This is a genomic window from Sphaerisporangium rhizosphaerae (assembly GCF_042665155.1).
Lineage (GTDB): Bacteria > Actinomycetota > Actinomycetes > Streptosporangiales > Streptosporangiaceae > Sphaerisporangium > Sphaerisporangium rhizosphaerae.
This window is the reverse complement of the sequence record NZ_JBHTCG010000003.1, coordinates 233,686-246,902: the sequence shown is the minus strand read 5'-3', so window position 1 is coordinate 246,902 and position 13,217 is coordinate 233,686. Positions and strand designations below refer to the sequence as shown.

Genomic DNA, 13,217 nt, shown 5'->3' with positions numbered 1-13,217 from the left:
CGTGCCTTCACCAACCGTGGCGATCCTTCCCGCCTCCGGCGTGTGACCATGGAGGCATGGCCGAGACGATGACCGCCTGGGTGGTACGCCGACCCGGGCCCATGTCCAGCGGGCCGCTGGAGCGCGTGCGGCTGCCCATCCCCGCCCCGGCCCCGGGCGAGGTGCTGGTGGAGGTCGAGGTCTGCGCCGTCTGCCGTACCGACCTGCACCTCGCCGAGGGCGACCTGCCGCCCAGACGGCCGGACACCGTGCCCGGGCACGAGGTCGTGGGCCGGGTCGTCGCCCAGGGCGCCGGCGTGCGGCGGCCGGCGACCGGCACCCGGGTCGGAGTCGCCTGGCTGCACTCCACCTGCGGCGAGTGCCGCTACTGCCTGCGCGGCTCGGAGAACCTGTGCCCGAACGCGAGCCACACCGGCTGGGACGTCAACGGCGGGTACGCCCAGTACGTCACCGCGCTGGAGGACTACGTCTACGAGCTGCCCGAGGACCTGCCCGCCGAGCGGCTCGCCCCACTGCTCTGCGCCGGCATCATCGGCTACCGCGCCCTGGCCCGCGCCGATCTCCCGCCGGGCGGGCGTCTCGGCGTCTACGGCTTCGGCGCCTCGGCGCACCTGGTCGCGCAGGTGGCGATCGCGCAGGGCGCGGCGGTGCACGTGCTGACCCGCTCGCGGCGCGCCCAGGATCTCGCGCTGGAGCTCGGAGCGGCCTCCGCGGGCGGGGCGTACGACGCCCCGCCCGAGCCGCTGGACGCCGCGATCCTGTTCGCGCCGGTCGGAGACCTGGTCCCGGTGGCCCTGAAGGCGCTCGACATGGGCGGCACGCTCGCCGTGGCGGGGATCCACCTCACCGACATCCCCTCGCTGACCTACGAGGAGGACCTGTTCTACGAGCGCACGCTCCGCAGCGTCACCGCCAACACCCGCGAGGACGGCCACGCGTTCCTCAAGCTGGCCACCCGCCATCCGCTGCGCGTCACCACGGTCCCCTACGACTTCGACCGCGCCGACCAGGCTCTCGCCGACCTCGCTGCCGACCGCGTCACCGGCGCCGCCGTCCTGCGCCTGCCCGGCTGAGGCCCACGCCGCCGCCGGCCGGCCCCGTGGTCCTCTGGGCGGTCGTTCCCGGGCGTCAGCGCCGGAGATGCGGCGGGCGGACGTCCCTGGCGGAGTGAGCGGCGGCGGGCGGACGTCCCTGGCGTCAGGGGGGTGAGGGGCGGCGGCGGAGCAGTTCGACGACGGCGGTGATGTCGGCGTCCCGCCACCCCTCGGACACCGCCTCCTCGTACCGCCGTTGCACCAGCCGGGCGATCGGCGGCGAGACGCCGTTGGACTCGGCGACCTCGGTGAGCAGCCGCACGTCCTTGGCGCCGAGGGCGGTGGCGAACCATCCCTCGTGGCGCCCGGCGATGAGATCGTCGAGCCGGTTGTGCAGCCCCGGCGCCACGGTGGGCCAGCTGCGCAGGACCTCGCGCAGCAGCGTCCTGTCCAGGCCGGCGGCCTCGGCCGTCGCGACCACCTCGCCGAGCACCGCGATCCCGGCCATCAGCAGGTAGTTGTTGAGCAGCTTGAACGCCGAGGCCTCCCCGGGGTCGGCGCCGCAGTACCAATGCGCGGAGAACAGCCGTGACCAGATGGGCTCCAGGCGCTCGGCGAGCGCGCGGTCGCCGCCGACCAGCCCGGCGGCCGACCCGCTCAGCACCGCCTGCGGCGCCCCGAGGATCGGCGCGGCGAGGAAACGCCGCCCAGGTGCCAGCTCACGCAGGCGGCGCGAGGCCTCCGGCGAGACGGTGCTCATGTCGACCACGACCCTGGAACCGTCCGAGCCGTAAGAGCCGCTTGCACCTTCGGAGTGACCCGAACCCTCAGAACCGCTGAAACCGCCGGGACCGCCTGAGCGGCCGGTGTCGTCGGGGTCGCGGGTGTCCTGCGCCGGGGGCCCGTCGCCGGGGCCGGTCAGGGCGGACATCACCTCCAGGGCGGCCCGCTCGTCGGTGAGCGACATCAGCACGGCCTCGGCGTCCCTCGCGGCCTGCCGAGGCGAGGACGCCTCGACCGCTCCGGACTCGACCACCTCGGCCGCGCGCCCCGGCGTCCGGTTCCAGACGGTGACGTGGTAGCCCTGGGCCAGCAGCCTCGCGGCCACGGCCCTGCCCATGTTGCCCATCCCCAGCACGGCCACGCGCATGCGCGATCCCCCCTCGCCTCCATTGTCGCGGGCGCCTCCCGGCGGGCCCGGCGGGAGGGGGTGGCTCACGGCTCGCGGGCGTGGGTCATGGCACCGGTGTGTATGCGGAATCCCTCATGAGTTCCACGGTCATCGGCCCAGTGGGAAGATCCACCGTCGAACGATCCGAGGTTCCGCCGTCTCACAGCGTCGGCGCGTGGTGCGGGAACATCTCCGCCGAAGGCGCCGCGACGAGGGGCTTCATCGCCTCCTGGAGCGCCCAGGCCTCCTTGAGCAGCAGCCGGCGGTCTCGCGGCTCGCAGTCGGCGTCCACCACGACGTTGTCGCCCTCGAAGCGCGGGAACACGTGGATGTGGGTGTGGAACACATCTTGCAGCGCGACCTCGCCGTCGGCCACGAAGATGTTGACGCCCTCGCATCGCAGCCCGGAGCGGCGCAGACCCCGCGCCACCCGCTGAGCCAGGCGCCACATGTGCGCGCCGATCTCCTCGTCGAGGTCCTCCAGCCCGCCGGCGTGGACGCGCGACACCACCAGGGCATGTCCCGGGTTCACCGGGTTGCCGTCCATGACGACGATCGCGGTCTCGTCCTGGAAGACCAGGCTCGCCTCGGCCCGTCCCGCGAGAATGTCGCAGTAAGCGCACGGATCGAGTGATACGTCCATATCTGTATGTTCCTCCGCGCCCGAACGAGCCCTCCACCGGGGTGCCATGAGCATCCGAACTCCCCCGGCCCGGCCCGCGGGCGCCCCCGATGATCTCCGTCAGTGGACGCGGCGTCGGGCGCCCTGATGATCTCCGTCAGTCGACGTAGCGGCGGGCGACCGAGGTGCGCTGCGGCTCCTCCAGCAGGCGCAGCCCCCGCTCCACGTCCATCGGCACGACCCGTCGTTCCCGCAGCACCCACGGCAGCCCGGCCAGCGCCGCGCCCACGGCCGAGACGCTCGCCCGGTCCTTGGGGATCGACCGCAGGACGGCCACCGTGCGGCGCAGCGCGTCGAACGCGGGACGCCGCAGCCAGGCGGTCCACAGGGTGTTGCGGATGCCGAGCCTGCGCCGCTGCCTGCGGTCGCGGACGGTGGAGGCGGCGTGGTGCACGACGACGTCCTCCGCCCAGCACAGCCACCACCCGCGGGCCGCCAGGTCGAGGCTGAGCAGTTCCTCCTCCCCGCCCAGCCACAGCCTCGGCGAGAACCCCCCGGCCTCGCGGAACGCGGTCACCCGCAGCATGGACGCGCCGGCGAGGATGCTCAACAGCGCCGGGCCGGGCAGCCACGGCGGACCGGGGACCGGCGAGTAGCGCAGTTCAGGCGTGATCGGGTCTTCCCGCAGCGACGGCTCCACCAGGATGCGGCCGGTGACCGACGCGAGCCGAGGATGGGCGTCCAGCAGGTCGGCGGCCCTGGACAGTGCGCCCGGCTCCCACCAGGTGTCGTCGTCGCAGAAGGCCACGTATGGCGTCATGACCTCCTGGACCGCCGCGTTACGGGCGACGGCCCCGAGGTTGTGCGGGCTGCGGATCAGCCGCACCCCCGGGAAGTCCCGCGCGACCGCGTCCGCGCTCCCGTCACGCGAGCCGTTGTCCACGACGATCACGCCAGGACGCTCGGGCAGCGCCGTCATGTGCCCCAGCGTGCGCACCAACTCCTCCCGCCGGTCCATGGTGATCACCACGACCGTGACCCGCCCGTCCCCGGGGGTCATGAAGGGACCCCGACGCCCGGGACGTCCCTCCCTCCGGGCGCGGCGGTGTGCCCGGCCTCCCGCTCGGCGGGGCGGGCGCCGGACTCCAGCAGCCGTGCGGCGGCCTCGACGTGGGCGGGCAGGCGCCGCCGCCCGGCGATCACGAGGGGCAACCGGAGCAGGGCGGACAGCAGGGCCTGTCCGCAGGCCGGGTCGCGCGGCGCACGGGCGGCCAGGCGCGCGGTCTCCCGCAGCACGACTCCCGCCGGACGGCGCAGCCACACGGTCAGCAGGGCGTTGCGCGCCTGCACCCGGCGCCGGCCCGCCGCCGGCTCGCGCAGAGGCGACGGCTCGTGGACGGCGACGACGTCCGGCACGTGGCACCGGTCCCAGCCGAGCGCCGCCAGGTCGTAGGCGAGCAGTTGCTCCTCACCGGGGAAGAACAGCACGGGGCTGAACCCCCCGGCCTGCAGGAACGCCTGGCGGCGCACGACCGACCCGCAGGCGAGGAAGCCCAGCGCCGGCGGCCCCGGCTGGTCAGGGCCGCCGCGTAACGGCGTGGCCGCCAGCATGGCGTTGATCGGGTCGGGCGCGCGTTCCGGACCCACCAGCATGCTCGCCGCGATCAGGCCGAGGCGGGGGTGGGCGTCGAAGGTCTCGGCGGCCAGCCGGAGCGCGCCGGGCTCCCACCAGGAGTCGTCGTCGCTGAAGGCGACGTAGGGCGTGCGGGCGGCCAGCACGCCGATGTTCCTGGCGGGCGCGCCGAGGTTGTGGTGCAGCCCGATCACCTCGGCCTCGGGGAAGGCCGCGCGGACCCGCTCGGCGGCGCCGTCGGAGGAGCCGTTGTCCACCACGATCACCGGGGGACGTTCCGGCAGGGCGCGCAGGCGCTCCAGCGTGCGCAGGAGCTCCTCCCGGCGGTTCCTGGTGGCGATCACCACGGTCACCGGCACAGAGCCGGCGCCGAGGTCCTCCTCGGACGTCGTCGTCACGGCCCTCACCCCCTGATGCGTGGAAACCTCTCGTCGCGACCCATAACCGGCCGCAAGGCCCACAAACCCCACAGCCTCTCCACGACCACGCCATCCCCCGCCACCACCGGCCTGGGCGCTTGGGACGTCAGCGGCGGCAGCGGCCGGGGGTCAGGCGCGAGACCTCCCATCCCGCGCCGTCGAAGGGGGACATGAACTGCGACAGCAGGTCAAGGACGTACCCCTGCGCCTGGCCGCCCGCGTCGAGCAGGCTGACCACCTGCGGCCCGTCCGCGCCGCGCAGCGTGATCGCGTTCGCCCGGCGGGCGGCGGCCAGGCCGGGCCTGGTGCCGATCGACAGGCAGGCGATCGGCGTCGACCCCACCTTGAGCGCCTGTTCGGCGCTGATCGGCCGGGTCCGCTGGTCGTAGCGGCGGAACGAGAGCGAGGTCGCCCGGCCCAGCCTCACGGTGTCGGAGAAGGCGTCCCTGCCGATCCCGCGGGCGACGCGGACCTTCAGCCGCACGTCGGGACGCAGGTCCACCCCGTCCGCCCGCAGGTCCAGGTGGTCATAGTTCCCCTCGAAGCCGGGCGACACGTACCCCAGCTCGGCGGGCGCGTCGATCCCGAAGGGGACCCTGCCGGGCCGGATCCTCAGCCATGACACGCCGTGGACGCCCAGCGAGACGTCGCGGATCACGCTGCGGCCCAGCCCGAACCCGCCCCGCATCTGGAAGGCGAGGAAGCCGCTGGTGTAGGGGATGTCCTTGCGCACGCTGATCCGCTGCCGCGCGACCGGGCTCACCGACAGGCCCGCGTGGACCTCCAGCAGCCGGGTCGGCACCGGCTTGGACGTCAGCTCGACCGACAGATCATGATTTATTCGGATAGTCGCCTCGGAGGCCAGATCGCGCACCGCGAACGAGGCGCCCAGCACCTCCCCCTGCGCCGGCCGGTACACCCTCCCTACCAGCCCGCCTTCGACGGCGAACAGCCCGTCCAGCGTGTTGGCCCCGCCGTCCGCCCGGTAGGACAAGCCCGGCACGCGCAGCCCGCCGTCCCCCGCATCCCCGCCGTCCACGGTGAACGCGGCCGGCACATCCGTGAACCGCACCACCCCCGACACCGGCCGCCCCCCCACCCCTGCCGGGACGACCGCACCTCCGGCCTGCGACCCGGGCGGGACGACGGTGACCTTGGCCTCCAGTCGCTTCACGGGGGCGGAGTTCTGCACCCGGAGATGGGTCTTCCGCCCGTACGCGCCGTCGATCGCGACCGCCGCCGGGACCGGATCGACCACGGCCAGCGCCCGCACGACGCCGTACGAGGTTCCGGTATCGGCCTCCACCGCCGCGCGCAACGAGGTGAGCGTCGCGGCCGGTTCCACCCGGTAGTTCACCCTGATCACGTTCGCGTTCCGGCCGTCCGCGTCCTTGCCGAGCCCGGTCTCGAACGGGCCGACCGACATGCCGGTGACCTCCCGCGGCAGCCCGTCCAGCGTCGCGTACGCCCTGATCGGCACCGGGGCGACCACCTTGCTCGCCAGGTAGACCGCGAGCCGCCGGTCCGAAGGGCGGTACCCGGAGAAGGAGAAGGTCTTCCGGGCCAGGTCCACGGTCGCCTTCGCGGGCAGGCCCCTCAGCCGCACGAACCCGCGGACGCCGAAACAGCGCCTGCCCGTGGACCCCGCCGCCGGGCTCTGGACGGTGCCACCGGCGGCCGGCGGTCCGCCCAGGCAGAAGGCGCCCTGGTCGGCGGCGCAGCCCGCGGCGCCGGGAACGCAGCCGCCGTCGACCATGGACAGGCCGCTCGCCACCTCCGGCACCCCGGGGATCGCGCCGATCGCCGCCGCCTTGCCCAGCCACACCTGCGCTTTCAGGTCCATCCGGCGCCCGGCGGCGCTGTAGGTGACCGGCCCGCCCGGGACGGCCGAGACCTCGACGTCACCCGGGACCGGCCCCAGCGTCCCGAGCACCCCGAAGCGCAGATCACCTTCCAACCGCACGTCCGCATCCAACGCCACCCCCCGCCCCGCGCCCCCACCCGCCGCCGGGGAACTCGAAGTCGCCGGAGAACCGTTCCGGACCGCCGGAGAACCACTCCGAGGCACCGGGGAAGCGTTTCGAACCGCCGGGGAACCGCTCTGGAAGGACGCCTTGAAGCCGCCACCGCCACCGCCGAACCGGGCGCCGGTCAGACCGTCCACGCGGACGCTGCCGTCCAGGTCACCGGTGGAGTGGTCGTAGTGCACGGCCAGATGCGGCCCCCGGGGCGCCCGCGCGCCGTCGTGGTCGGCCACCGCGACCGTCGCCGATCCGACCGGCCCGGACAGGCCCTGGAAGTAGTAGGTTCCGCCGCCCCAGCCGGCTTCGAAGCGGGCAGGAACGTCCCGCGCTTCGGCCGCGACGCGGAAGTCGCGTCCCTGGAACCGGGTGCGAGCGAAGGCCGACACGGAGGCGGTGGGACGGTCGGCCGTCCAGCTCAGGCGTCCGCCGGCCAGATCGGCCAGCATGGCGACCCGCCGGTGCACCCCGGCCACGGTGACCCAGACGTCATCCCCGCCGTCCCCGCCGCCCCGTCCGGCGCCCACGCTCGGGGCCGTACCGGTCCTCCCGGCGCCCTCGCCTTGACCATGGTCGGCCCGCCCGGCGCCCGCGGGGCCGCCGGAGGCCTGGGCCGGGCCGCCGGCCTGGGTGACGTAGGCGCGGTTGTAATAGAGCTCGGCCTTCTTCAGGCCCGAGGTCGTCGTGACCTCCACGGTGGGCCGCTCGCCGAGCCGCCACGAGCCCTCGACGGTGGACCGCAGGCCGTACAGGCTGCTGTCGATGGTGGGCCCCTGTCGCGGGCCCGCGTACGCAGCGCGCAGCCTGCCGATCGCGCCGCTCGCCTGGTACCGCGCCTTCCTGGCGGCCGGGTCCAGGTCCACCTCGACCCGGCGCGGGGTGGTGGACATCTCCATCCGCAGCAGATGCGCGCCGTCGATGCTCGCCGCGGCGAGGAACGGCCGTCCGGCGGAGGCGAGTTCCAGCATGGCGTGCGGCCGGTCGCCGTAGGTCAGCTCGAACCCGGCCAGGGCCGTGAGCCTGGCCGAGACGCCGAGCCGCCCGCCGTCCTTGATGACCGTGACGTGGCCGCCCGCGGGGGCCGAGACGGCGCCTCCGTCGCGTTGCAGGAGGACCTCGACGCCACCGATCGGCGAGCTGGAGGTGTGCGTTATGCGGTTTCCCGCTATGTCGTAAAAAATCCGCATCACGGCGGGGAGGCCGGTCAGCGACGCCCGGAAGACCGTTCCGGCCGCCTTCCGGTCGTACACCACCACCTCCGCAGCCCGAGCCCCCGCAGCCGGCCCGACCACAGGCTTCCGCGCCTGTGCGTCCACCCCGGACGCGGCCCGGGTCGGGGACGGCGTCCGTCCCGCCGGGCTTGCCGGCGCCGTCCCGGGTCGGGGCGTTCCGATGGTCAGCGCCTGGGATCTGCCGTCCACGGCCTCATAGCGGGCGCGGAAGTCGGCCGGCACACCGGTCATCGTCCCCGAGATCACCCTGTCCAGCCGGCCGTCCCGGTAGGTGTAGTCGCGCAGTTCCGCCCTGTTCATCGGCGAGGGCCCGGAGAAGCGGATCTCGGTGGCGCCGCCCGCCGCCCTATGGGTCAGATCGGCGGTGACCTGCGACGCGACCTTGTCCAGCACCACCTGCGTGCACCGGCCGCCCGTCCGTCCCGCGTCTCTGGCGTCCAGCACCAGCGCGTCCAGCGTGGAGGGCCGGGACACGGCCGCTTTCAGCGTGCCCTCGCCCTCGCCGGCGTCGAACCGCGCGCTGATGGTCAGTTTCTCGGGGACCGGCGACTGCTTGAGGCTCACCAGCACGGGCTCGGACGGCCGTCCGCCCTGGGAGAGGGCCGCGACGCCGGCCACGGTCGCGATCGAGGCGCCAGGCCTGGACCTCCGCACGTCCACCTGGACCTCGGCCACGCCCTGGCCGCCCCGGTTTCCCCGACCGCCCTGACCGCCCCCGCCGCCCTGACCGCCCCGGCTGCTCTGACCACCCTCGCCGCCCTGGCCGCCCGTCCTGAACCGGTAGACCGCCCAGTCGAGGGCGGACAGCGACGTGCCGCGCCGGTATCCGTCGAAGCCGATCGATAGCCTCGTGGCACCGGCCCCCGACGCCGCCGCGGGGATGTCGAACCGCGCCCACACCTGGGCCTTCAACGCCTTGTCACGATCCGCACCGGTGCCCAGTCGCGCCGTCGCCAGGCCCAGCCCGTCGGCCACGCGCACCGCCAGGTCGTCCCGCCGCCGATCGCGCTCGGCCTCGTCACCCGGCGAACCGCTTTTGCCTGAGCCGCTCTTGCTCGGGCCGCTCTTGCCCGTGCCGCCGAGGAGGGAGCCGGCCGTGCCGCCGACCGGCTCCCTCAGCCTGCGCTGAGCGCTCGCCAGCGCGTTCGCCCTGCCGACCAGGTCCGCGCGGTCGAGCGTGGGGACCAGGCTCGCGACGATGTCCGGGGCGCCGTCGCCGGTCACGTCCGCCGCGACCGGCTTGGCCAGCGGCTGGGGCGCCGAGCAGGAAGCCGCCAGGGACGCGGTCTGCGCGCACAGCCGGTAGGTCACGAGCGGGACGCCCTCCGGAAGCGCCCGGTGGAGCCCTGGCAGGTCGAAGCCCGACAGCCGCTGGACCTTGGCCGCCATGGCCTTGACGGCGCCGGCCGGGGCCTTGGACACGCTCAGCGGTTCGGCGTCGCCGGCCGTGGGAAGCAACCGGTCCGGATCGGGGGACGGGCCGCCGTCGCCGCCCAACACGCCCTCGGCGCGCAGGTGGGAAGCCGCGTCGTCGGCCAGCCTGCCGGCCAGCGCCGGGCCGGCGGGGATGGTGACCTCCGGCGCGGCCGGGCCGACCGCCCGGACCGGCACGGGACGGTCCGCCAGCGACGGCCCCATAGGGACCTCGGCCTTCGCGGCCGGAGGAACGGCGATCGGCGGCACCGGAACGATCTTGCGCATGCCGGCCCCGCCGCCCGTCCCCCTGGGGCGCGTCGTGGCGGCGGACGCCGAGATCCTGGCGGACGCGGAATGCCTGGCGGACGTGGAGAACGTGGGGGACGCCGAGGAGCTTGGAGACGCCGAGGACGTCGAGTGGGCGGCGTGCGCGGCCGGAACGGTGGTGATCACCAGGGATCCGGCGACGGACGCGGACAGCACGATCCGCGCGAGCGCGTGCCGTTGGAGACGCGGCATGGATGGCTCCCGTTGTCCGGACACCGGCCAGCAAGAAAGACGGAAGGCAAGAGCCGATCACAAGGTGACATCAGTCGTCAAATTTCTCAATATCCCCAGAAAGGTGGCACGTTCCCACCCGTCCCCTATGTCAGATCCACTGCTTTCTCGAATCCCCCGGAGGTGGCACGCCCCCACTGCAGCCCTTACGCCAGACCCGCTGTGCCCTTAGATCTCCCCGTAGGCGACACGAAGGTGGCACCGCCCCATCGCCTCCCCTTGCCTGATGTGCGGCTCTGAGCTTCATCGGCGTGCCGGTCCGAACCAGGTGGTCAGGGCGGCACGCGCGCCGTCGAGGTCAGGTCGCGCGCCCGTCGCCCAGGCGATGTGACCGTCCGGCCGGACGAGAAGGGCCACGGGAGGCCGCACGGCGCCCACCACCGGCGCCTGCCACACATCGGCCGAGGGACGTGCCCGTACGAGGTCGACCCGGCCGGCCCACTCCGAGGCGATCCCCGCCAGGTGCGCCGCCGGCCCTTCCTGCGCGCCGCCGTCCAGGCACAGCAGGACGCCACGGGCCTGGTGCAGTAGCTCGAAAACGCGAACCTCGCCGGTGCCGATCGCGAGCTCGACGTCCGGAACCCGATATCCGACGAGCGGATGCCCGCCGTCCACCGAGCGCCCGCCGTCCATCGGGTAGTGCACGTCCAGCGCCGTGATCATGCTGGACAGGCGGGCGTTGACGTCGTCCAGGGAGAGCAGATCCGCGAGCGTCGCGCGCAGCGCGGTCGTGTGCCCGTCGACGCGCGACAGGGCGGTCTGCGCACGCGTGTTCTCGAGCACCCGCGCCCCGACCGGGTGCCGCTCGGCGTGGTAGCTGTCCAGCAGCGAATCGGGAGCGTGCCCGTGCACCACCAAGGCGAGCTTCCAGCCCAGGTTGACCGCGTCCTGCACGCCGAGGTTGAGCCCCTGTCCGCCCGCCGGGAAGTGAACGTGGGCGGCGTCCCCGGCCAGCAGCACCCGGCCCGACCTGTATTCGACGGCCTGCCGGGCCGCGTCGCCGAACCGGGAGAGCCAGCGAGGGCTCCGCATGCCGTAGTCGGTGCCCGCGATCTTGAGGCACGCCCGGCGCAGCCCCTCGAGGGTGACCGGCTCGTCCCTGCCCGCCACCTGGTCGAACTCGGTGGTCATGACCCGGTGCCAGCCGGGCTCGAAGCTGAGCACGCTGATCGTCCCGTGTTCGCGCCGCTCCTGGAACAGCGGGTGCTCCGGCGGGGCGTCCAGCTCGACGTCGCCGAGCATGGCGGTGAGCGTCGCGGAGGTGCCGGCGAAGCCGATGCCCGCGAGCCGCCGTACGGCGCCGCGTCCGCCGTCGCATCCCACCAGGTACTCGGCGCCGATCCACCGCCGCCCGGCATCGCCGTGACGCCGGTCCCCCTGCGGACCACCGCCCAGCACCTCGACCTCGACCTCGACACCGGACCCGCTCTGGCGCAGGCCCGTCACCTCCGCCCCGCGCCACAGCCGGACGCCGAGCCGCGTCGCGTGCTCTTCGAGGAGCCGCTCGATGCGGCGCTGCAACAGCACGAGCAGGTGCGGGTGGCGGGTGGGCAGGTTCCGGAAGTCCAGCGGCAGCGCCGAGAAGTGCCCGCCGGGCAGCGGGCGGCCGGCCCTCAGGAAGGGCTCCACCATGCCTCGCTGGTCGAGCACTTCCAAGGTGCGGGCGTGCATCCCTCCGGCTCTGGACTCGGCGTCCGCGCGTTCGGCGTCCCGCTCGAGGACCAGCACGTCCACGCCCGCGAGCCTCAGCTCGCAGGCCAGCATCAGGCCGGTCGGACCGGCTCCCGCGATGACCACCTGCGCCGTCATGCCACCCATCGGGGTCTCCCTTCGTCCCTTAACGCCGTTAAGGATTCCTCGAACGCTGTTAAGCTGTCAAGCGCGTGCCCGACCGGGAGGACCGATGAAGATAACCGCCGAGCTCATCGCGCGGACCGCTCTGCGCCTGCTCGACGAGGTGGGCCTGGACGGGCTCACCATGCGCTTGGTCGCCAAAGAGCTGGACGTCAAAGCCCCCGCCCTCTACTGGCACGTCAAGAGCAAACAGGAACTGCTCGACGCCATGGCCACCCTGGTGATGGTCGAGGCGGACGAGGGCCTGGAGTCACCTCGCCGCGGCGTCACCTGGGATCAGTGGCTGGGCGAGCGGGCCATGCGGCTGCGTCGCACGATGCTGCGGCACCGGGACGGGGCGCGGGTCGTCGCCGGCACCCACGTCGGCCATCCGGTGGTCATCAGGACGATCGAGTTGGTTCTGCGCACGCTGCAGGACGCCGGGTTCACCCTGGAGGAGGCCGCGCGCGCCGTGCCCACGATCTTCCATTACACGATCGGGTTCACCATCGAAGAGCAGGCCAGGCTCGGCGAGGCGTACGGCGAGGGAGGCAATCCCTACCAGGCCGAGACGATCGCCCGGCTCGCGGACACCGAGCGGTACCCGCTGGCCGCCAAGATGCTCGGCGGCCTCCTCGCGCCCGACACCGACGCCCAGTTCGAGCACGGCATCGCCACCATCCTGGCCGGCATCCGCACCCAGCACTCCAACAGCCGATCCTGACCGCCCGGCACTCGACCGGGGATGTTCAGGCGAGGCGGGCGGGGAAGCCTCCGGTGGCCACCGGGCCCCACTTGGAGGGGGTGATGCGCAGCAGCGACTTGCCCTGGCGCTCCATCGCGGCGCGGTAGTCGTCCCAGTCGGGGTGCTCGCCGGCGATGGACCGGTAGTACTCGACCAGCGGCTCCAGCGCGTCCGGCATGTCCAGCACCTCGCAGGCCCCGTCGATCTGCACCCACGGCCCGTCGAAGTCGTCGGAAAGGATCACGATGCTGACCCGGGGGTCGCGCCGGGCGTTCTTGGTCTTGGCGCGCTCGGGGTAGGTGGAGACCACGATGCGGCCCAGCTCGTCCACGCCACAGCTGACCGGGGACGCCTGAGGACCGCCGTCGCGCCGCGTCGTGATGATCAGCCCGCGGTGGCGGTCGCGGACGAAGTCGAGGAGCTGTTCACGGGTGACGGTGTCCGCGGTCGCGATCTTCGGGCTCATGGGCTCACTCTACGACCATCATCGCGAGAGTCCAGGCTCCCACCACTGTGACCACCCCGACCGGCCG

Annotated in this window: 9 protein-coding genes; 2 read left to right on the top strand and 7 right to left on the bottom strand. The window is 73.8% G+C overall.

Features of this window, described 5'->3' with window-relative positions; all coding sequences use genetic code 11:
• The first annotated feature begins 56 nt into the window (after positions 1 to 56).
• Positions 57 to 1,073, top strand: coding sequence for a zinc-dependent alcohol dehydrogenase family protein (locus tag ACFQSB_RS06110; RefSeq protein WP_380824815.1), 1,017 nt, complete (start codon positions 57 to 59; stop codon positions 1,071 to 1,073).
• Between the two features lie 124 nt (positions 1,074 to 1,197).
• Here the strand turns inward: ACFQSB_RS06110 and ACFQSB_RS06105 are convergent, their stop codons facing one another.
• The 6 genes from ACFQSB_RS06105 to ACFQSB_RS06080 all read right to left on the bottom strand — a co-directional run bounded on the left by ACFQSB_RS06105 (position 1,198) and on the right by ACFQSB_RS06080 (position 11,924).
• Positions 1,198 to 2,184, bottom strand: coding sequence for an NAD(P)-dependent oxidoreductase (locus ACFQSB_RS06105; RefSeq protein ID WP_380824813.1), 987 nt, complete (start codon positions 2,182 to 2,184; stop codon positions 1,198 to 1,200).
• 181 nt (positions 2,185 to 2,365) lie between these two features.
• Positions 2,366 to 2,848, bottom strand: coding sequence for an HIT family protein (locus ACFQSB_RS06100; RefSeq protein WP_380824810.1), 483 nt, complete (start codon positions 2,846 to 2,848; stop codon positions 2,366 to 2,368).
• Positions 2,849 to 2,984: 136 nt separating this feature from the next.
• Positions 2,985 to 3,887, bottom strand: coding sequence for a glycosyltransferase family 2 protein (locus ACFQSB_RS06095; RefSeq protein WP_380824809.1), 903 nt, complete (start codon positions 3,885 to 3,887; stop codon positions 2,985 to 2,987).
• Positions 3,884 to 4,858, bottom strand: a complete 975-nt coding sequence (locus ACFQSB_RS06090) for a glycosyltransferase family 2 protein (protein ID WP_380824808.1) — start codon at positions 4,856 to 4,858, stop codon at positions 3,884 to 3,886. The genes ACFQSB_RS06095 and ACFQSB_RS06090 overlap by 4 nt, the downstream gene beginning before the upstream one ends.
• A gap of 127 nt (positions 4,859 to 4,985) precedes the next feature.
• On the bottom strand, positions 4,986 to 10,067 hold the full coding sequence (locus ACFQSB_RS06085; protein WP_380824807.1) for a hypothetical protein: 5,082 nt from the start codon (positions 10,065 to 10,067) through the stop codon (positions 4,986 to 4,988).
• Between the two features lie 282 nt (positions 10,068 to 10,349).
• On the bottom strand, positions 10,350 to 11,924 hold the full coding sequence (locus tag ACFQSB_RS06080; RefSeq protein ID WP_380824806.1) for an FAD-dependent oxidoreductase: 1,575 nt from the start codon (positions 11,922 to 11,924) through the stop codon (positions 10,350 to 10,352).
• An 85-nt stretch (positions 11,925 to 12,009) separates the two neighbouring features.
• Here ACFQSB_RS06080 and ACFQSB_RS06075 point away from each other — a divergent pair, with 85 nt between their 5' ends.
• Complete coding sequence (locus ACFQSB_RS06075) at positions 12,010 to 12,663, top strand: TetR/AcrR family transcriptional regulator C-terminal domain-containing protein (RefSeq protein WP_380824804.1); 654 nt, start codon at positions 12,010 to 12,012, stop codon at positions 12,661 to 12,663.
• Positions 12,664 to 12,688: 25 nt separating this feature from the next.
• Here ACFQSB_RS06075 and ACFQSB_RS06070 read toward each other — a convergent pair whose 3' ends face one another.
• Positions 12,689 to 13,150, bottom strand: a complete 462-nt coding sequence (locus tag ACFQSB_RS06070; protein WP_354838452.1) for a PPOX class F420-dependent oxidoreductase — start codon at positions 13,148 to 13,150, stop codon at positions 12,689 to 12,691.
• Positions 13,151 to 13,217: the final 67 nt, after the last annotated feature.

Excerpts from the sequence above, each read along its gene's own strand:
- ACFQSB_RS06105 (WP_380824813.1), bottom strand. The coding sequence starts at position 2,184 with ATGCGCGTGGCCGTGCTGGGGATGGGCAACATGGGCAGGGCCGTGGCC.
- ACFQSB_RS06110 (WP_380824815.1), top strand. The coding sequence starts at position 57 with ATGGCCGAGACGATGACCGCCTGGGTGGTACGCCGACCCGGGCCCATG.
- ACFQSB_RS06100 (WP_380824810.1), bottom strand. The coding sequence starts at position 2,848 with ATGGACGTATCACTCGATCCGTGCGCTTACTGCGACATTCTCGCGGGA.
- ACFQSB_RS06070 (WP_354838452.1), bottom strand. The coding sequence starts at position 13,150 with ATGAGCCCGAAGATCGCGACCGCGGACACCGTCACCCGTGAACAGCTC.
- ACFQSB_RS06095 (WP_380824809.1), bottom strand. The coding sequence starts at position 3,887 with ATGACCCCCGGGGACGGGCGGGTCACGGTCGTGGTGATCACCATGGAC.
- ACFQSB_RS06080 (WP_380824806.1), bottom strand. The coding sequence starts at position 11,924 with ATGGGTGGCATGACGGCGCAGGTGGTCATCGCGGGAGCCGGTCCGACC.
- ACFQSB_RS06085 (WP_380824807.1), bottom strand. The coding sequence starts at position 10,067 with ATGCCGCGTCTCCAACGGCACGCGCTCGCGCGGATCGTGCTGTCCGCG.
- ACFQSB_RS06075 (WP_380824804.1), top strand. The coding sequence starts at position 12,010 with ATGAAGATAACCGCCGAGCTCATCGCGCGGACCGCTCTGCGCCTGCTC.